The organism is Vibrio agarivorans, from assembly GCF_030409635.1.
In the GTDB taxonomy this organism is placed as follows: domain Bacteria; phylum Pseudomonadota; class Gammaproteobacteria; order Enterobacterales; family Vibrionaceae; genus Vibrio; species Vibrio agarivorans.
Genome location: NZ_JAUFQF010000004.1, coordinates 1,652,002 through 1,671,712, shown reverse-complemented (window position 1 = coordinate 1,671,712; position 19,711 = coordinate 1,652,002). Strand labels below are relative to the sequence as shown.

Annotated in this window: 16 protein-coding genes; 6 read left to right on the top strand and 10 right to left on the bottom strand. The window is 46.6% G+C overall.

Translation table 11 applies throughout. The annotated features are described in order from the left end of the window. The first annotated feature begins 57 nt into the window (after window positions 1–57). The 3 genes from dapD to glpD all read left to right on the top strand — a co-directional run bounded on the left by dapD (window position 58) and on the right by glpD (window position 4,582). Window positions 58–1,089, top strand: a complete 1,032-nt coding sequence (gene dapD / locus QWZ05_RS16180; protein WP_264878058.1) for a 2,3,4,5-tetrahydropyridine-2,6-dicarboxylate N-succinyltransferase — start codon at window positions 58–60, stop codon at window positions 1,087–1,089. 171 nt (window positions 1,090–1,260) lie between these two features. Beyond that, on the top strand, window positions 1,261–2,817 hold the full coding sequence (glpK, locus tag QWZ05_RS16175; protein ID WP_290299436.1) for a glycerol kinase GlpK: 1,557 nt from the start codon (window positions 1,261–1,263) through the stop codon (window positions 2,815–2,817). Between the two features lie 208 nt (window positions 2,818–3,025). Further along, entirely contained in the window at window positions 3,026–4,582 is a 1,557-nt protein-coding gene (glpD, locus tag QWZ05_RS16170; protein ID WP_264878056.1) for a glycerol-3-phosphate dehydrogenase, read from the top strand. A 6-nt stretch (window positions 4,583–4,588) separates the two neighbouring features. On the opposite strand, the gene QWZ05_RS16165 is transcribed toward glpD, so the two are convergent. After that, a complete protein-coding gene (locus QWZ05_RS16165) occupies window positions 4,589–5,773 on the bottom strand; it encodes an NnrS family protein (protein ID WP_290299434.1) in 1,185 nt (394 codons plus the stop codon). A gap of 279 nt (window positions 5,774–6,052) precedes the next feature. Between QWZ05_RS16165 and QWZ05_RS16160 the strand changes: the two genes are divergently transcribed. Then, window positions 6,053–7,057: a substrate-binding domain-containing protein gene (locus QWZ05_RS16160; protein ID WP_290299432.1), complete on the top strand. Its 1,005-nt coding sequence runs from the start codon at window positions 6,053–6,055 to the stop codon at window positions 7,055–7,057. Between the two features lie 109 nt (window positions 7,058–7,166). Here QWZ05_RS16160 and QWZ05_RS16155 read toward each other — a convergent pair whose 3' ends face one another. The 3 genes from QWZ05_RS16155 to QWZ05_RS16145 all read right to left on the bottom strand — a co-directional run bounded on the left by QWZ05_RS16155 (window position 7,167) and on the right by QWZ05_RS16145 (window position 10,290). After that, window positions 7,167–8,393 (bottom strand): ABC transporter substrate-binding protein, encoded by a 1,227-nt coding sequence (locus tag QWZ05_RS16155; protein ID WP_264878053.1) that lies wholly within the window; start codon window positions 8,391–8,393, stop codon window positions 7,167–7,169. A gap of 128 nt (window positions 8,394–8,521) precedes the next feature. Beyond that, window positions 8,522–9,373: a carbohydrate ABC transporter permease gene (locus QWZ05_RS16150; protein ID WP_264878052.1), complete on the bottom strand. Its 852-nt coding sequence runs from the start codon at window positions 9,371–9,373 to the stop codon at window positions 8,522–8,524. Further along, window positions 9,373–10,290 (bottom strand): carbohydrate ABC transporter permease, encoded by a 918-nt coding sequence (locus tag QWZ05_RS16145; RefSeq protein WP_264878051.1) that lies wholly within the window; start codon window positions 10,288–10,290, stop codon window positions 9,373–9,375. Before QWZ05_RS16145 ends, QWZ05_RS16150 begins: the two co-directional genes overlap by 1 nt. Before the next feature lie 349 nt (window positions 10,291–10,639). Here QWZ05_RS16145 and QWZ05_RS16140 point away from each other — a divergent pair, with 349 nt between their 5' ends. Beyond that, on the top strand, window positions 10,640–11,731 hold the full coding sequence (locus tag QWZ05_RS16140) for an ABC transporter ATP-binding protein (RefSeq protein WP_264878050.1): 1,092 nt from the start codon (window positions 10,640–10,642) through the stop codon (window positions 11,729–11,731). A gap of 9 nt (window positions 11,732–11,740) precedes the next feature. Here QWZ05_RS16140 and QWZ05_RS16135 read toward each other — a convergent pair whose 3' ends face one another. Then, window positions 11,741–12,670: a LysR family transcriptional regulator gene (locus QWZ05_RS16135; RefSeq protein WP_290299429.1), complete on the bottom strand. Its 930-nt coding sequence runs from the start codon at window positions 12,668–12,670 to the stop codon at window positions 11,741–11,743. Window positions 12,671–12,827: 157 nt separating this feature from the next. Between QWZ05_RS16135 and chrA the strand changes: the two genes are divergently transcribed. After that, window positions 12,828–13,970, top strand: coding sequence for a chromate efflux transporter (chrA, locus tag QWZ05_RS16130; RefSeq protein ID WP_290299427.1), 1,143 nt, complete (start codon window positions 12,828–12,830; stop codon window positions 13,968–13,970). Between the two features lie 83 nt (window positions 13,971–14,053). Here chrA and QWZ05_RS16125 read toward each other — a convergent pair whose 3' ends face one another. Genes QWZ05_RS16125 through QWZ05_RS16105 form a run of 5 tightly spaced genes read right to left on the bottom strand, consistent with a single transcriptional unit; the run spans window position 14,054 to window position 19,710 of the window. Continuing rightward, window positions 14,054–15,073 carry a tetratricopeptide repeat protein gene (locus QWZ05_RS16125; protein ID WP_290299425.1) on the bottom strand — a complete coding sequence of 340 codons (1,020 nt, stop codon included), beginning with the start codon at window positions 15,071–15,073 and terminating at the stop codon, window positions 14,054–14,056. A 9-nt stretch (window positions 15,074–15,082) separates the two neighbouring features. Next, the gene (locus tag QWZ05_RS16120) at window positions 15,083–16,027 is read right to left on the bottom strand and encodes a type II secretion system F family protein (RefSeq protein ID WP_264878047.1); all 945 of its coding nucleotides are present in this window, start codon (window positions 16,025–16,027) and stop codon (window positions 15,083–15,085) included. Between the two features lies 1 nt (window position 16,028). After that, window positions 16,029–16,997 (bottom strand): type II secretion system F family protein, encoded by a 969-nt coding sequence (locus QWZ05_RS16115; protein WP_290299422.1) that lies wholly within the window; start codon window positions 16,995–16,997, stop codon window positions 16,029–16,031. A 9-nt stretch (window positions 16,998–17,006) separates the two neighbouring features. Then, window positions 17,007–18,470 (bottom strand): TadA family conjugal transfer-associated ATPase, encoded by a 1,464-nt coding sequence (locus QWZ05_RS16110; protein WP_264878045.1) that lies wholly within the window; start codon window positions 18,468–18,470, stop codon window positions 17,007–17,009. 19 nt (window positions 18,471–18,489) lie between these two features. After that, on the bottom strand, window positions 18,490–19,710 hold the full coding sequence (locus QWZ05_RS16105; protein ID WP_264878044.1) for a CpaE/TadZ family protein: 1,221 nt from the start codon (window positions 19,708–19,710) through the stop codon (window positions 18,490–18,492). Between the last annotated feature and the right edge of the window lies 1 nt (window position 19,711).

Below are 19,711 nucleotides of genomic sequence, written 5' to 3'. Positions count from 1 at the left end.
ATATCTGATGAGCACATGCGGTGCTCTTTTAATGAATTGATAGATGGAGATTCAATAATGGCTTACTTCTCTCTAGCCTTTGGTACAGCAACTAAGAACCGTGACGGTAAAATCATCGAAGCGTTTTTTCCAAGCCCAGTTCTAAACCCTTCTGAAGAGTTGGTTAATGCACTAGCACCAATCTCTGGGTACGAGCAAGGTAACCAAGCGATTGAAATCACTCCAGCTCTAAGCGCTGAGCTTGCAATTGCATTCGCAGCAAACGGCGACGTCGCAAACGCCGCATTCGCAGAAAAAGCCGCACAAGCAGAACAGCCTCTTGTTCTTGTTATTCTTGCAACTGATGAACAACCTCAGTCTGTTGCTGAAGGCTTCCTAAAGCTGCAACTTATCTCAAACCGTCTAGTACAGCCTCACGGTACAGTACTTGATGGTATCTTCGGTCTACTACACAACATCGCTTGGACAAACGAAGGCCCGATCGACCTACCAGAACTGGCAGAGCGTCAGATTGAAGCTCGCCTAGCGGGTCGTGCACTAAGCGTAGATTGTGTCGACAAGTTCCCTAAAATGGTGGATTACGTGGTTCCTACGGGCGTACGTATCGCTGACACGTCTCGTGTACGTCTTGGTGCACACGTGGGTGAAGGCACAACCGTTATGCACGAAGGCTTCATCAACTTCAATGCTGGTACAACCGGTGTGAGCATGGTCGAAGGCCGTATCTCAGCAGGTGTTGTGGTTGGTAACGGTTCAGATATCGGTGGTGGCGCATCTATCATGGGTACGCTATCTGGCGGCGGTAAAGTGGTTGTGTCTATCGGTGAAAACTCACTGCTTGGCGCGAACGCAGGTCTTGGCTTCCCAATGGGCGACCGTTGTACTATTGAATCAGGCTTGTACGTAACTGCTGGCTCAAAAGTTCGCATGCTTGATTCATCAGGTAACGAAGTTGAAATGGTGAAAGCACGCGACCTTGCAGGAGTCTCTGACCTACTGTTCCGTCGTAACTCAGTGACAGGTCAGATCGAATGTCTAGCCAACAAATCTGCGGTTGAACTGAACAGCGAACTGCACAAAAACAACTAATACCTCTATCGTATTAAATTAGATAAAGCCTTATTTTTAAAGGTGTGTAAACGGTCTCACATTGAGACCGTTTTTTATGACTTGGGAAACACTTTCAGTCATTTTTTCTCACGTTTTCAATTCTGGTGTGCATAATTTATCCATACTTATAAAAAGCATGGATGAAACATTATGCCTGACTTAACTTCCAATAACGCTGCCTCCAACACCCCACGCTACGTTGTCGCTCTCGACCAGGGCACCACCAGCTCCCGGGCGGTCATTCTCGACCAACACGCCAATATTGTTGCGGTATCCCAACGTGAGTTTACCCAGATCTACCCCAAAGCCGGTTGGGTTGAGCACGACCCTCTCGAGATCTGGGCAACCCAAAGCTCAACATTAATCGAAGCACTGGCTAAATCGGGCATTCGAAGCGATGAAGTGGCCGCTATCGGCATCACCAACCAACGTGAAACCACGATAGTGTGGAACAAAAACACCGGAAAGCCCGTATATAACGCGATTGTATGGCAATGCCGCCGCACCTCTGCGTTGTGTCAAAAACTCAAACAACAAGGGCTTGAAGACGATGTGAGAGAGCGCACTGGCCTCGTGCTTGACCCTTACTTCTCTGGCACAAAAATTAAATGGATTCTCGACAATGTTGAAGGAGCTCGAGAACAAGCGGAAGCGGGAGAGTTACTGTTCGGTACAGTCGATACTTGGCTGGTATGGAAGATGACCTCAGGTCGCGTACACGCCACCGATTATACCAATGCCTCACGAACCATGCTTTTTAACATCAACACCTTAGAGTGGGATCAAACCCTTTTAGACACGCTCGGCATACCTCGCTCTATGATGCCGGAAGTGAACGCTTCTTCTCATATCTATGGTCAAACAAACATTGGTGGCAAGGGCGGTACGCGTATCCCTATTGCTGGTATCGCGGGGGACCAACAAGCGGCTCTGTTTGGCCAAATGTGCGTATCAGCTGGACAAGCCAAAAACACCTATGGCACAGGCTGCTTCTTACTGATGAACACTGGTAACGAAAAAGTCACTTCACGAAACGGGCTGCTTACCACTATCGCATGTGATGAAAAAGGCCAGCCAAGCTATGCCCTCGAGGGCTCTGTATTTATGGGCGGTGCTGCAATTCAATGGCTAAGAGATGAGTTGAAGCTGATCTCAGACGCCAAAGACTCCGAGTATTTTGCCACAAAGGTAGAATCATCAAACGGTGTGTATGTGGTTCCAGCCTTCACTGGGCTTGGTGCCCCGCACTGGGATGCCTATGCTCGGGGAACGATTGTTGGCTTAACACGCGGCACCAGCAGCAATCATATTATTCGTGCAACCTTAGAAAGTATTGCCTATCAAACCTACGATGTACTAAGTGCCATGCAGGCAGATGCGGGTATCAATATCAAAACATTACGTGTCGATGGCGGCGCAGTCGCGAATGACTTTTTAATGCAATATCAGTCCGATATTCTCGACAGCGAAGTGATTCGCCCAAAAGTAACCGAAGTCACCGCCCTTGGTGCTGCCTACCTTGCAGGCTTGGCTGTCGGATTTTGGCACAATATTGATGAGCTCAAAGACAAAGCTGAAATTGATACTCGATTTATCCCTCACCCTGATGAAGATAAACGCCAACGTCGCTATAAAGGCTGGAAACGAGCCATAGAGTGCGCGCGCTTATGGGCGTCCTTCGAGGATGAAGAAAACAGCGCCGACTAGCTTATCGCCTCCCCTGTTTTCCGCGCACATTTATCATTTCTGATACGCGCTAACACGTAAAACAGGGCATTGCTCACGCACGAATTGTAAACGTTTACAGTATGATAATTAAACATGCCGTTGTCAGAGGTTTTGCCAACCTATCGCTTGCGTCACTCATCATATAAGTCAGCAAGTAACCTCTGATACTACACCTAGGGATAGTAATATGAACGGAATAAAAAATGCCCACTCAACCTCTCAGCACCCCCTTGATATGCTGGTTATCGGCGGTGGGATAAACGGTGCTGGTATTGCCGCTGAGGCTGCGACTCGTGGCTTGCAAGTCGCGCTATTTGACGCAGCGGACTTTGCCTCCGCCACCTCCTCTGCCAGTTCAAAGCTCATTCATGGCGGGCTACGCTATTTAGAGCATTATGAATTTCGTCTCGTCTCTGAAGCTTTAGCAGAGCGTGAAGTGCTGCTCAAGAAAGCACCGCACCTAGCGTTCCCTATGCGCTTTCGCCTGCCTCATCGTCCCTTTTTGCGTCCTGCCTGGATGATTCGCGCAGGGTTGTTTCTCTATGACACACTTGGTAAGCGCCCGATCACCGGTAGAGAAGAGTCGGCTCTCGCGGCCAGCAAACGAGTTAACCTCAGTGATAGTGGATTGTTTCAACCAGAAATTAGAATTGGTTTTGAATACTCCGACTGCTGGGTTGATGATGCTCGTTTGGTGCTAGCCAACTTACAAACTGCTCGCACGAACAGAGCCATCATCAACAACTATTCCCGTGTTGAAAAGGCGGTTCGCGAACAGGGCTTATGGAAGGTAACGGTAAATAACCTGCGTAGCGACCACAAAGAGATCTACTATGCTAAATCTCTTGTTAACGCAGCAGGCCCTTGGGTGAAGCAGTTTTATGACCATGGGTTAGAGGCGCCATCACCGCGCAATATCCGTTTGATTCAAGGCAGTCATATTGTTGTGCCAAAGATTCATGAACAGGAAGAAGCCTATATCTTGCAAAATAAAGATGGCCGTATCGTGTTTGTTATCCCTTACCTTGGTAAATACTCTATGATTGGCACGACCGATCAGGAGTATCACGGCGATCCGCGCGACGTTAAGATTACCGATAATGAAGTCGACTACCTGATTGATGTCGTCAATCAGCACTTTGTCCACACTGTAAAGAGAGAGGATATTGTTTGGACATTCAGTGGAGTGAGGCCGCTATGTGATGATGAGTCTGATTCCCCACAAGCGATCACACGTGATTATACTTTAGAGCTTGAGCAAGAGATGGATGAAGCCCCTCTACTGGCCATATTTGGCGGAAAGCTCACCACCTATCGCAAGTTGGCTCAAGCAGCCATTGAAAAACTCGTCCCTTACCTTCCGCAAACTTTAGCGGCGAGGGAGAGTACTTTGCCTCTCTATGGTGGTGATCTCGACACTGACCTACACAGCTTTATGTTGCAGCTAGACGTTATCTATCCATTTATTCCATCACAGCAGCTACAAAGATACGCACGTCAATATGGGTCACAAGTCCATCAACTCCTCGAAGGGATAAAGACGATAGAGCAATTGGGCGAGAACTTTGGCGGAACGTTATTCCAACACGAAATCGACTTCTTAATGAACACCGAGTGGGCATACAGCGCCGAAGATATCATTTGGCGCCGTACGAAAGTTGGGTTAGAGCTCTCAAACACTCAAGTTGAGCACATCGAAGCGTATATCGCAGAGCAACACAGTAAGCTCAGTTATTTAGTTTAACTTCGACTAGCCAGGGTGCCCATCAACGCGAGCGGTGATGAGCATCTTGGCAAACTTCACTACAAATAGACCAAAAGCCACAACCCAAAGCACAGCGGCAATTTCTATCCAACGCATCATCAGCTCAGGGTAAAATGCGGTGCCAATGCTTCTCACTAAAGCAGCTACAACAATTAATGCAAACGCTAACCACATACTCGGCCCTTCATAGATGGCGCGACCGGTGTGGCCCATTGTCACACGAGCAATCATTGCTAGAATCACCCCGCCGAAGGTTCCGATAGCAAATAGATGGATCAAAGCATACTGTGCCATCGGGTTATCCCAAGCGCCGCGTAATATCAGACTTAAAGGTAAGCACAAATAACTCAAGTGCAATGACCACACTAGCGGCTCACTCAAGGTGCGCCAAGGTTTCCAACGCATGACACGAACGAATTGAGCAATACCTGCAAACAACATGATTGGCATCCCAAGCTCGGCAAAGGTCAGTGGGAAAAAGCTCAAAACAAAAAGGATCATGATGGGCAAATTGCTTGCCCATTCGAGCCAAATCCAAGGCTGAGGCTTTTCAAAGTTGAAGCGACGCGCAGTAAAGAATGGAATAACACGTGCCCCCATAACCGACAACAGCAGGGCGAACCACCACAACATCGCTTGCCAAACCGCGCTAGAACTAAATGGAGGCATACCTTTGATGGTGGCATAGCTCGCAAAGTTTGCACCTATGGCTAAAACGAACAGTGGAATGAAGAACAAATTACGCCAGCCTTTTGCTTTAACCACTCGCAAACCGACTTCATAGGCACACAGCGCTAAAAACAGCGCTTCGATACTCGACACCAACCACAGTGGCGCTGGTGTCCAAAATAAAATTCGCACAACCAGCCATAGCGCAACCAGCACAGCCAAGCGATAAGATTTGGTGCCAGGGATCCCCGTCCAGTTTTGTACCGCCGTCAGCACAAAGCCCATAACGATTGCCATACCAAAGCCAAACATCATCTCATGCACATGCCACCATAGTGGTGGAACATTAAGTGCGGATGGCGCACCGGTTTGAAACATCCAAACCCAAAGCACGATAGCGATAATGGCATAGAGACTGCCTAGCAGAAAAAAGGGCCTAAACCCCAATCGCAAAACCGGGGTAATGCCTTCTTCTACTTTTCGGTCGGTAATATTTAGCATGAGGAAATCTCGTTTTTTCGTTGATGTGATCAGTCTACGCCCAACTTTTAACATGTACAACACATGCATGTTATAAAAGCAAACGTTACCATTGCATTAAATCCTGATAAATCAGTACTATAAAAAAGTTCCAGAATTTATTTATTTCTTCGGTTGCTCTGTTGTTACACATCAGGTGTAATATGAGAATACACGCACTGTTTGTCAGTGTGTCACCAAGACACAACACCTTGAGACCGTTGGCACAAATCGAAAGCTCGGGGTGTAGGGAGAATCCAAATGGCTACTATCAAGGATGTTGCTAAAGAGGCGGGCGTTTCCGTTGCGACCGTTTCACGCGTCCTCAACAACTCACCCAAAGCGAGTAAGACCTCAATTGACGCCGTTCATACGGCAATGAAACTGCTGGGGTATCGCCCAAATGCAACGGCAAGGGCTTTGGTGAGCAAGAGTTCAAATACTCTTGGGGTGTTAGTGAGTGATGTCTCTGATCCCTTCTTCGGCGCGATGGTCAAATCCATCGACAATGTGGCTCACCAAAGTGGTAAGCATATCCTAATCGGTAATGGCTACCATGATCCTGATGAAGAGCGGCGTGTCATTGAGCTGCTGATCAACAGCCGTTGTGATGCCTTAGTACTGCACTCAAAAGGCCTAAGTGATGAAGAACTGATCGCCTATGCCAAAGAGGTCAAAGGACTCGTGCTGATCAATCGCACCATTCCTGAAATCGCAGATCGCTGTATCTCTTTAGATAACTATCGCGGTGCCTATCTCGCGACTGAACACTTGATCAAACAAGGTCACAGCAAAATTGCTTGTATCGCCTCAAGCCATAAGATTGAAGATGCTGATGAACGAATTGACGGCTATCGACAAGCGCTGAAAGATAACCATATTGAACTACCAAGCTCTTATATTGAATATTGTGAGCCTAACAGTGACGGTGGTGAGCAAGCCATGACAACCCTGCTGAGTAAATCTCTCGATATGACCGCAGTGGTTGCTTATAACGACTACGTGGCGGCGGGCGCACTATCGATTACTCAAGAAAATAGCATTGCGGTACCCGATCAGCTATCCATCATCGGCTTCGATGATGGCTTAATTGCTCGCTATGTTTACCCTCGCCTTACCACCATTCGCTACCCAATTAGCATGATGGCAGAGAAAGCCGCACAACTGTCATTGGCACTATCACAAGCCGATAGTGAGCATCATGACTCGATTCGTTATACCCCGACCTTAGTGCGTCGCGACTCGGTTGCCCAGCTGCGCGATTAAATCGCCCAATTATTTAAACAGTAAACACAAATAAGGCTCCCAACGGAGCCTTATTAATGACAGTTGAAGCTATCTGTTTACTAGAAGCTATCGATTAAACATCGCCTTTCTATTTAAAGGTGCGCTGTCTGGTTTTTTCTAGCTTCTCTAAGATCTTATCAATGCGATCAGGGTGTACCATAAACTCTTGGAACCCCTTCATCCCTTCTTTCGCCATTGCTGGGTCTGTATCGCGGTCATAAAACTGAGCAGTACCTGCCGCGCTGTTAAGCATCGCAACCCCTTTGTTGAGGAATGGGTCATCTTTCACGCTTGCTTGATTGTTGGTCGGGATTTGCAGCATCATCTCATTGATCAACGCCTGGTTCTCTGCACGAGCGACAAACTCTAGGAATTTACGCGCATCCGCTTTGTTTTTCGCCTTGCTTGGAATGTGCAGGGTATCCATCGGTGCATCTTCAGCCAATGGCACTGCAGGGTCGATAACCGGAAATTGGAAGAAGCCCATATGGTCTTTCACTTCTTCTGGGAAGTTTGGCGTAATGAAGTTACCCATCAGATACATCGCGGCTTGGCCGTTATACAAGAAAGGCTGTGCTTCTTGCCAAGAGTATGATGCATGGCTATCCAAGAAGTAGTCTTTCTCAACCAGTTGCTTCCAGTTTGCAAAGGTCTTCTTCACACGATCATCGGTGTACGGCACTTTACCGTCCATTAGCTCGATATGGAAATCAAGGCCGTTGGTACGCATGTTCATGTAGTCAAACCAACCTGCAGCAGTCCACAGATACTTAGTACCGATGGTAAACGGCGTGACTTCGTTCGCCTTAAGTGTTTCAGACGCTTTCAGTAACTCATCCCATGTTTTCGGCTCGGCAATGCCGTACTTATCAAAAATATCTTTGCGGTAGTAAATACCCCATTGGTAATAGGTGTATGGAACGCCGTATTGTTTACCATTAACTGTCATTGCTGGCAGAGCCGATTTGAAGCTCTCATCCATACCTTGGTCTTGCCAGATATCACTCACATCTTCGAACAAACCACGGTCAACGAACGTCTTCATGCGGTTGCCGGCATACCAGAACACCACATCAGGTGGTGAAGTCACTAGCCAGTTACGAATTGTCGTTTTATAAGCCTCGTGATCGTACAAGTTATACTTGACGTTAATATCAGGATATTCAGCTTCAAAACGTTTTACGATCTCTTCCCAAGCTTGCTTGGGAGCGGGGTCGGACGCGTCTGAGTTAATCACTAGCTCACTCGCCCATGCACCTGTTGATAGCGTTGCACCAAGTGCGAGGGAGGCAGCAAAGGTTTTCACGTTTTTCATAGTAGGGTCCTTATTGAGAGCTCTAGGCTCTGTTCCTGTTGTTTTTGTTATTATTTTCAAAGTAGACCATCTGGCCACTTTCTCTCGCTGAAAAGGAAATTCTGTGAACTCCCCCACCAACGAAATTCTTATCCTTTCGTTGCACCTAATGTTAAGCCAGCGATAAAGTGGCGCTGCATGGTAAAGAACAGCACGACAGGGGGTATCGCAGCCACAATTGCACCTGCCGACATCAACTGCCACGAGGCCAACCATTGGCCTTGCAATGAGCTCAATCCAGCTGTGACAGGTCGCACTTCATCACTTTGAACTAATACCAATGCCCAGAAAAAATCATTCCAAATAAAGGTAAAGACCAACACAGCTAGCGCAGCAAGAGCCGGACGAACCAATGGCAACACCACATGCCAGAAAATCTTCCACTCAGAGACCCCTTCGACACGCGCCGCCTCAATCAGGGCATCAGGTATACCGACAATAAAGTTACGCATGAATAAGGTACAAAAACCCGCTTGGAAAGCGATATGGAAGAAAATCAATGCCCAATGAGTATCGTAAAGCCCAAGTGAGATCGTCAGGTCACGAACCGGAATCATCAAGATTTGAAACGGTACGAAGTTACCTGCAATAAACATCGCGAAGATCCAAATGTTGGCTCTAAAACGATATTTCGCCAACGCAAACCCAGCCAGCGTTGACAGTGCTACTGCCCCTGCCACGGCTGGTAGCGTAATCAACAAGCTATTGATTAGATATTGCCCCATCGCAGTTGCAGTAAACACTTGCGTGTAATTTTCTAAAAACTGGATCTCACTTGGCCACCCCCAGTAGTTGCCGACATTGATATCTTCAATAGAACGAATTGAGGTCATCATGACGGCAATCAGAGGCAACAACCAGAGCACAATCGAGATTGGTAACGCGATACGATAACTGATATTGGTGAAGGCGCCTGCGCGCTGAATCGGTTGTGGAAACATTACTTTTCACTCCTTAGCATGCGCCATAAGAAGTAGGCGATATACACATCCATGATTAAGAACAGCATCACAGAGACCGCTGCACCGTAACCCATACGGTAGTTAAAGATAGACTCCTCGTACATTTGATACGCCAATACTGTTGAGCTTCCCCAAGGGCCGCCCGCGGTCATCGTTGCCACCAAGTCAAACGAACGCAGCGCGCCAATCACCGTCACGACAATCGCAATGAAGGTCGCTGGGCGAAGTTGGGGCAGCACGATATACCACAGCATTCTAAGCTTTTTCGCACCATCTAAGCGCGCCGCTTCTAATTGCTCGGGATCGAGGTTGTTCAAACCTGTCAGGTACAAAATCATGCAGTAAGAGATCTGCGGCCAAAGACCCGCAGCAATAATCCCGTAAGTCACATAGGTCTCGTTAGCCAACACGGCCACAGGCTCAAAGCCAAATGAGGCCAACATAATATTGAACAGACCAAATGACGGGTCATAAAACCAAGCAAAGACCAAACCGACAACCACTTGAGAAATCACGAATGGAAAGAAGAAGAGAGACTTAACAACCCGTATGCCACGAACCTGCTGATTGAGAAATAGCGCGATCGCCAAGCCTATCGGCGGTGCCAACATAAAAAATATCAGCCACAAAAAGTTATTTTTCAAAGACGTATAAAACGCTTCTGAATCAAATAACTCGCGATAGTTATCAAGACCAATCCAGGTTTTATCGCCCAGCCCATCCCAGTCGTAAAAACTTAAGCTAATACTTTCGAAGATAGGAAAGATGACATAAACGGAGAATATGAATAATGCGGGCATCATAAAGAGCCAAGGAGATAACTTGGCACTCACCCGAGACTTTTTACGTGCCGATGGCAACGAGTTTTGGGGGTATGTCTTTAGAGTATCGGACATGAACTTCACTCCATGCGTTCATAACTCTTTGTCACTGTTGAATTTATACAGTGAAAAGCAGCAGCAATTAAGAGAAACAGCGGTGTTTATTATTTGTTCTCATCTTACCTCGACAATTTAACAATTTCACAACCAACCAACAAAACTGTAAACGTTTCCACATATTTTAGTTCAAAACGCCGAATTTGCATGACAAAGATCAATAAAAAGAAATCCGATTACATAATTGCTGCAAGAAAGAAGTATCTTTCATTCTATATCTCTATATTTGCATCGGCCCAACAAAGCCAGTTGCAAATGACAGCACGGACAAAGCTGCATCGCTAAATAGATGCAATAGGAGTAAGCAATGGCAGATATTACTTTAAGAAATGTCATCAAACGTTTTGGCGATGTACAGACGATTCACGGTGTTGACCTTGATATTGATAACGGTGAATTTGTCGTTTTTGTTGGCCCATCAGGTTGTGGAAAATCGACGTTATTGCGCTTAGTCGCTGGCCTTGAAGAGATCACTGAAGGTGAGATTCATATTGGTGATGAATGCGTAAATGACAAGGACCCAGCAGAGCGCGGTGTTGCAATGGTTTTCCAAACCTACGCTTTGTATCCGCACATGACAGTGGAAGAGAACATGGGGTTCGGTCTTAAAATGAACGGCCACCCTAAAGATAAGATCAAAAAGCAGGTGGACAACGCGGCTAAAACCTTACAACTCGAACAGCTTCTCAAGCGAAAACCGAAAGAGCTCTCAGGTGGCCAACGCCAGCGTGTTGCGATAGGCCGCGCCATTGTTCGAAATCCTAAAGTGTTCCTGTTTGATGAGCCACTCTCTAACCTTGATGCCGAACTTCGCGTCGATATGCGCCTACAAATCGCTAAATTGCACCAAGATCTGCAAAACACCATGGTTTATGTAACGCACGATCAGGTCGAAGCCATGACGCTGGCGGATAAAATCGTGGTATTAAGAGATGGCCAAGTTGAGCAAGTTGGCTCCCCACTCGACTTATATCATCGCCCTCAAAACGAGTTTGTTGCAGGATTTATTGGCTCACCGAAAATGAACTTTGTGCCGACCAAGGTGAAACAAGCTTCACAGAGTGGTTTATCTTTAGAAACAGACAGTGGTCAGGTGGTAACGCTATCAGGAAACTATGCAACTCTGACGAATGGACAAGCAATCACCCTAGGCGTTCGTCCTGAACATATTCAGCTTGATGAGACTGAAGCGCTTACTCTGCCATTCCAGAGCGAAGTTGTTGAACGCTTGGGGAACAGTACATACTTATTCGGTCAAGCGGCTGGCGTTGATGGCTTTAAAGTTCACCTTTCTGGTGACAAAGAGGTGCAAAAATACACCAAGATCACCATCAGTTTTGCGCCAAGCGATGTACACCTGTTTGATGAACAAGGCCTGCGTATCGAGCCGCAAGTTTAACTCGTCACTCTATATCGATTCACTCATTGCAACACTAGAGCGAATCGCTTCCACCACACAACGGCGCAGCCATTGATTTTTGGCATCGCCGTTTTTGGTTGCCGGCCACACTAGGTTAATATCAAAATCCGCTACGGGAACTGGGGGTTCAATATGCGCTAACCCACTCGAGCTGGCCATCTCTTGCGCCATAAGTTTGGGTACAATAGCCACCATTTTTCTCTGTTTGAGCAAACGGCCGACAGTAAGAAAATGCCCTGCTGTTACTGTCACACTGCGCTTAAATCCACGCAAAGCCAGCTGCTCATCCACTTTGGTCTGCTGTGGGCCATTTGGGCTCACCAAAGCATGTTCTGCCTGTGCAAAGTCCGCTAATGACATATTTATTGGTAAGTGTTCTGGGTCAAACAAACAAGCGTGCTGTTCACTATAGATAACGCTGTGTTGATAGGTTTCACTTGAATCTTTGATGCTACCAATCACCACATCCAGCTTATCTTGAACACTACGCTGTTGATAATTGGCTTGGTTCACATTGAAGAAAGAGACCTTGGCTTGGGGTGCAATAAGACGAATCGCATCATAGATCTTAGACGCGAAAATAAACTCAGCATAATCGGTTAGCCCTATACGGCATGTCCCTTGATACTGCTCTGGGGCAAACGCCTTTTTGTCCAGTAAGTCGTGAGTGACGCTGTTTAAAATCGCTTCAATCTTTGGTGCAATGTGGTGAGCATATTCACTAGGCTCCATCTGATGTCCTTTGCGCTCAAATAAAGGATCGTCAAACAAGACGCGCAAGCGTCCTAAGCTATGGCTCATCGCCGACTGACTCACATAGCTCTGCTCTGCCGCCAAACTCACACTGCGGTGCTGATACAAATAAGAAAATGCTACCAGCAGATTCAAATCGATACTCTTCCAGGAATTATCACTCACAACCTTCAACCTTCAACCTTCAACCTTCAACCTTCAACCTTCAACCTTCAACCTTGTAAATCCTATTTCATTCATACCGTCAATTCAAACTATCAATTGGATTAATTATCACCCAACACTTAAATTATCCGCAGTATTCACAACAAGACTCAAGATCATGTTCTCTCTATTTAAAACCTTCTTTCTATTGGGCTGGGTGAGCTTCGGTGGCCCCGCCGCTCATATCGGCTATTTTCGTCAGGCCTTTGTCGAAAAGCGTCAATGGCTAAGCGATGATGAATATGCTCAACTCGTCGCACTGAGCCAGTTCTTACCTGGACCAGGCTCAAGCCAAGTCGGCTTTGCGGTTGGCTATAAAAAAGGTGGCCTACTCGGCGGCGTATTAGCCTTTATTGGTTTTACTCTCCCTTCTGTGTTGATCATGTTAGTGCTTGCAACATTAAGCACCCAACTTACCGATCTTGCTTGGTTTGAGTCGGTGATTCATGGTTTAAAACTGCTTGCTGTCGTGGTGGTAGCTGATGCAACTTGGGGGATGTACAACAACTTCTGTAAAGAGAAGATCGGGTTGGGTCTGTTTGTTTTTACCGCCATTGCTCTCCTCGTCTTTCCGGGGATTGCGACTCAGATTGCTGTATTGATCATTGCGGCGATTGTGGGTATGCGAGCACTGCAATCAGGTAATCAGCAGCGCCAAGGCGAGTTTAAAGCTAACTGGACACCACTGATTATCTTATTTGCTCTCTTTGCGGGTCTGCCGTTTATTGCTCACCTCAACTCTGAGCTTGGGATCTTCAACAGCTTCTTCCAAGCAGGTAGCTTGGTGTTTGGTGGTGGTCATGTTGTCCTGCCACTACTGCAAAATCTCGTTGGTGATCAACTAAGCCCAGATGCTTTTTTGACTGGATATGCCGCAGCTCAGGCAGTGCCAGGCCCTATGTTCACTTTTGCGACTTACCTTGGTTATGACTTAATGCCAAATGCCCCGATTTTTGGCGCGCTAATGGCAACGCTTGCCGTGTTCTTACCGGGATTTTTGTTGCTACTGGGCGTCCTCAAGCACTGGAATCAACTGGCGGCTATTCCAAAGGTAAATGGCGCGTTAAAAGGGGTGAATGCGGCGGTTGTGGGATTATTGCTCTCTGCGCTTTATCAACCTGTTTTTGTGAGTGCTGTACTCTCTGGATTCGACTTTGCAGTGGTGGTTGCAGGCCTATACCTGCTTAAACACAAAAAACTACCAATCGTCTGGATGGTGGCAATATTTATCCTGCTTGGGCTAAGCCTTGGGATGGTTTAATCCCCTTTAGCTTGCCAATAATAGCTAAAAGCCCTTAGTTCAATCAACTAAGGGCTTTTGTACACCAGTAGGCCGAAACCTAGTTACTCACTCGTTTGAGCCACGATAAACTGCTCTTGTCGCACCATCTCAAGTGCTCTTTCTAAGTTTTCATTCGCCACTTGATAATAGGTTGGTTTCTTATCAATGGCTTGTTCGAGGTATGGGATGGCTTCTTGCGGCTTGCCCTGTAACATCAGAAAATAGCCGACATTGTTGAGCGCTTCAGGCGCGTCCATCTGTTGCTGGAAGACATTCAGTGCACGCTTAACTTCTCCGCGGCCTAGATAGATAAGCGCTAAGTTATTCAATGCTTTTTCGTTATTCGGGTCGCGCTCTAAAGCAGACATCGTATAGCGGCGTGCTGTGGCATAATCACCGGACATGTAGAAGGAGTATCCTGTATTTAGTAGAGCCTTCAAAGAAGCGGGGTTAATCTGTAACGCTCTTTGATAAAAGGCTTGGGCAAGATCATGCTCTTTTTCCACATCATAAATCACCCCCAACCCCGTATAGGCCATAAGTGGCGACTTATAATCAACGGCTAGGTTGTTTATCTGAACATCTGTCATATCATCTTGAAGTTTAAGAGAAACATTCTTTCCAAGACGAATTTGATCGGCGTTGATTGCTCTATAAAAGTAAGTTTCACCTTGTGTAACATCACCTGACTTGGTGTATAAAATGCCGAGTTGCTCAAGCACGTTGGCATTATTGGGGTTCTCTTCAACCGCGAGCAGATACGCTTTTTCCGCAAGAGGGTAATTGCCTCGCGCATGGTGAATACGGCCAATGTTATAAAGCGACTTATCCTTCATTTGCGCGTCTTCAAACGTCAGCGAGCGAATGTACTCGTATAACGCAAGGTCATAGTTGCGATCACCAAGAGCAGCATCACCACGTTTTATCGCCTCGACCTCATTAGCCGGGGGGCTATCACTGGACAGCGAATCTATCGGTTTACCTTCATATAACGACGTATCAAGCGAAGGTGGCTCTTCTTTGCTGGCACAGCCAGCGAGTAGAACCATTAGCGCCATCATCCCAAAGTGCAGTTTATTCATAAGTCTTCCTTACTTACCTAAGGTTGCTGTTAGTGAAAGTATTGATGGGCCTACCGCAACAATGAAGAAACAAGGCCAAATAAACAGCAATAAAGGAAAGATCATTTTTGTTGGTATCTTAGCCGCAATTTCTTCAACCTCTTGGTTACGTCTATCACGGTAATCTTCTGTATATTCACGTAAGGTTTGCGACAAGCTGCCACCAATTCGCGAAGCGTGTGCCAGCATCGAGGCAAGACCCGAAATATCTTTCAAACCGGTGCGCTCAACCATGTCTTGAAAAGCATCTGACATTTCAAAGCCCGCTTTAATTTTTACACACACAGTATCAAGCTCATCGGCAAGATCTGGGTGGGAAATCACCAGTTCATCAGCAACTCGACGTAGTGCCGCATTAAAACCCAAACCAGATTCAGTACACACGACTAACAAATCTAGTGCATCCGGAATCCCTCCGCGCAAGCGTGATTGTCTTTTGCTTGCTAAGCGATTCAGCCAAACATTGGGTAAATAGAGACCTGTCGCGACACTGGCAATCATCCATAAGTACATGTTGCTAGTATCAGGAGCAAACACATAAAGCATCGCCGCAAGAGCAACACCAAAAAACAGTGCTATTCCCTTGAGAGCATAAAAAACATTCAATGCACCCGCATCGTGATAGCCTGCGTGCATCAGTTTATGACGCACGGTCTCTCGCTCTTTGCCACTGCTTGGAGCCATAATCGGCGCTAACGACTCAAGCGTACTCTCAAGCCCTTTGTTACGCTTTCTTCCAAGGGGCTGATTATCTTCTTTTATCTTGTCTAGCTTGTCCTGTATTGGAGATCGACTACCGATAAAAAGCACAGACACGGTTAATACCAGCAGAACTGTCGAGACTAGAATTAGCCCCAAAAACATCGTTTGCTCATCCAACTGAAAAGACTGCAGCCAAGCGGTTAATGCGTCCATATCACACCTCGAAATTCACGATATTGCGAATCCATAGTGAGCCAATACACAAACTGATCACCCCATAGATAATCAGTGAACTGCCTCGAGGGTCCGTCAACAGTGGCTCAACATAGTCTGGGTGCATCACTGACATCCCGAGGAAGAGTACAAAAGGTGATAACACCAATATCCACGCTGAAAGGCGACTCTCTGCAGAGATACTCTTGATTTTTCGCGCCAGCTTAAAACGAGCACGTAACACCTGACTCACCTTTTCAATGTTTTCAGACAAGTTACCACCTGTCTCTTTCTGCAATAAAACCGCACTAGAAAAGGCAAGCATCGATACGGTCGGTGTCCGTTCAGCCATTTGCATAATCGCAAGGCGCATATCATAACCATAGTTCAAAAGATTAAACGTGTTAGTAAACTCTGGTCCGATGGGTGCAGGCATTTCTCGGCCAACTTCACCAAAGGCTTGGCTAATGGGTTGACCAGCCTGAAGCATACGACGCATGATATCGAGCGCTTCGGGTAGTTGCTCTTCAAACGCGGATAATCGCTGCGCAATTTTGTGTTGAAAATAGAAATGGATACATGCCCACACTAAGCAAAAAGCGATAAGAGCGACGTAGAAAGGCTGCTCGATTGCGATCAGAAATAAGACAATCGCCAATGACAGGACAAGGCCAACGCCCAATACGCTAGATAGGCTCCACTGATAACCCGAAAGCTCAATCGACCGTTTAAGTGATGCAAACGTTTTGAACGAAACGAGCTTGCGGTCAAGTGGTGACAGGCCTTTCAAATAATGGTCGTTAAGCAGAGAACGCGTTTCATCATCCAAATCTGACTGCGAATCCTGCAAGCGTTTAGTGAGTTCTTTATGTTTCGCTTTGTTACCCGCAGCAGGCAATATCAATGCCTGTGAGATAAACACCACAGCCAAAAACAATAACAGGAAGAAGAATCCAGCATCTTCAGTCATGGTAGCCTCCTAGCCTTGAGACTCATTGAACAGATCGAAAGGTACATCCAACCCGCGCTTGACAAGCTGATCGTGACAATCCGGCACAATTCCTGTTGCGGTGTAGTAACCCAATACATTGCCTTCTGCGTCTACGCCTCGGCGTTTGAAGGTAAAAATCTCCGACATGGTGATAATATCCCCTTCCATGCCATTAATTTCTGAGATGCTTACCATACGACGCTTACCGTCTTCTTGACGATCCATCTGCACCACAAAGTGAATGGCAGAAGCGATTTGAGAACGTAGGTTTTTGGTGGACATATTCCAGCCTGCCATCGCAAACATATTTTCGACTCGGCTGAGTGCGTCGCGCGGCGTATTCGCGTGAATGGTTGCGAGTGAGCCATCATGACCCGTATTCATTGCGGCAAGCATATCGACTGCCTCTGCGCCGCGCACCTCACCCAAGATAATTCGGTCAGGTCGCATACGTAGACAGTTTTTCACCAAGTCACGCTGAGTAATCTCCCCTTTCCCTTCTAAGTTCGCAGGGCGAGTCTCCAAACGTACAACATGCGGTTGCTGAAGCTGTAGCTCTGCCGAGTCTTCAATCGTTACGATGCGGTCTTCACTAGGAATAAAGCCAGAGAAAATATTCAGGGTCGTTGTTTTACCTGAACCTGTCCCCCCCGAGATTAAGATGTTGAGTTCCCCTCTAACAGCAGCCTCTAGAAAACGTGACATAGCTGGCGAGAGAGAGTTAAAACTCAGTAGGTTTTCCATTGTGAGCTTATCGACTGCAAACCGACGGATTGAGACTGAGGGGCCATCCAATGCCAAAGGGGGTATGATTGCGTTAACCCTTGAGCCATCCATCAAGCGGGCATCAACCATCGGTGAGGCTTCATCTATACGACGCCCGACCTGGCTAACGATGCGATCAATGATATTGCGCAGATGTCGGTCATCAAGGAAGGTGTACAGCGTGCGCTCGAGTTTACCGTGTCGTTCGACATAGACATTTTTGGGCCCGTTAACCAAGATATCAGACACGGTTGGGTCGTGTAGAAGGGGCTCTAAAGGGCCAAGACCAAACACTTCATCTTCAATTTGTTGAATGACGCGCTTACGCCCTTCAACACTGAGAACATGCCCTTGCTCTGCAGACATCAGTTGCACGATCGCTTCGTGTAGATCTTTTTTGGCTTTTTCTGTTTCTAAACTCGCGAGCAAGCCTAGATCGAGTGTTTCCAGTAATCTCTGATGGAAAAAGTGTTTAATCTCTTGCTCTTGTTGTTGTTGCTTTAGCGCTTTTTGTACAGCTTGCTCCTGAGCCATACTTTCTTTTTGTGTTAATTCGTGACGTTCATCCTGAGTCGCTTGCGGTTGTACTTCTTGACCAACTTCAAAAGTAGCCTCATCAGCACCCTTCTCTGCTGTGGCTAGTTTTTCCTGTAACTCAGGGTTGATATTTTTTCGTTTAAAAAACATATCTTCCCCCTAAAATAGATCAGGAAAACAGACGTTTAATCCAACTCTGTTTCTCTTCTTTATTTGGCATCATTGTCAATGCAAACTCTTTTACTCCCTTAGAAATCGCACTGTTACTTTTTACATCTATAAGCGGTTTTCCGAGGTTGGCACTCTCGATCGCCACTTTAAAATCATTGGGAATCAACTGAAGTTTCGCTCCATTAATTGCCCCTTCCATATCTTTAATCCCTATTGGCCCGCGCTTTTCGTAACGATTCACTACTACTTCGACATGCTCTTGCTGAATACCAAACTCATAAGACAACTGCTTAATCATTCGGCTGGCGTTCTTAATCGATACTAGATTTTGCTGAGTCACAATGTAGGTCTTTGTCGCGGGTGCGAGGACACTAGCAAACAAGCGATCCATACCGCGTGACATATCGACAATCACATACAGGTAAAACTCACGAAGTATGGGTAACAACTTTTTGATTTGTAGCGCTTTGTCGTAGTTATCTTGGCTATGGTCGTGGTTAAACCCCAAGACATGAAGACCGGATTCATGCTTGGTAACTAGGCTTCCTAGTGAGCTTTCATCGATATCTCCCACCTGCGCAATCGCATCTGCGATGCTGTAGGGCGAGCTAATATTGAGATAGTCTTCGATAACACCAAATTGCAGGTCAAGATCCAACAATAGCACCTGCTCTGGATGATGGGTTGCAATCTCCAAAGCTGAGTTCAGAGCCAGCGTTGATGCTCCACTGCCACCTTTACTGTTGATGAAGACGATAAACTCCCCCATATTACGGCGAGAGATCTTCTCTTCAGCCAAACTTTTGAGCATGGGGAGAAAATCAGCAAGGCGAGACTTAGATGACAAGTAATCAGCTGCGCCCATCTTCAACGAGATACGCAATGCGCTGTTATCTTCTTCATCGCCAAACACTATCAAAGAGGCCTCATTACCCTCTGGCACAATCGGGGTATCAAGGTTCTGTAATTCAACAATTTTCTGCGCCCAATTAGGCCCAGTTTCGACAAAAATGATGTCGGGTGGTGCTAGCTTAGAAAGCTCCAATAAACTGACATTGATCAGCGGAACTGCTTCACAATGAAGGTTGTCACATTGACTGGTTTCCATCGTGATGTGATTAAGGAATGGCTCACTAATGTAAAACACCCACACCACTAAGTTGGTTCTTAGCCTTGGCCTTTCATCACTATCTCTGGTTAGCTTCACTGCTTCTCCCATC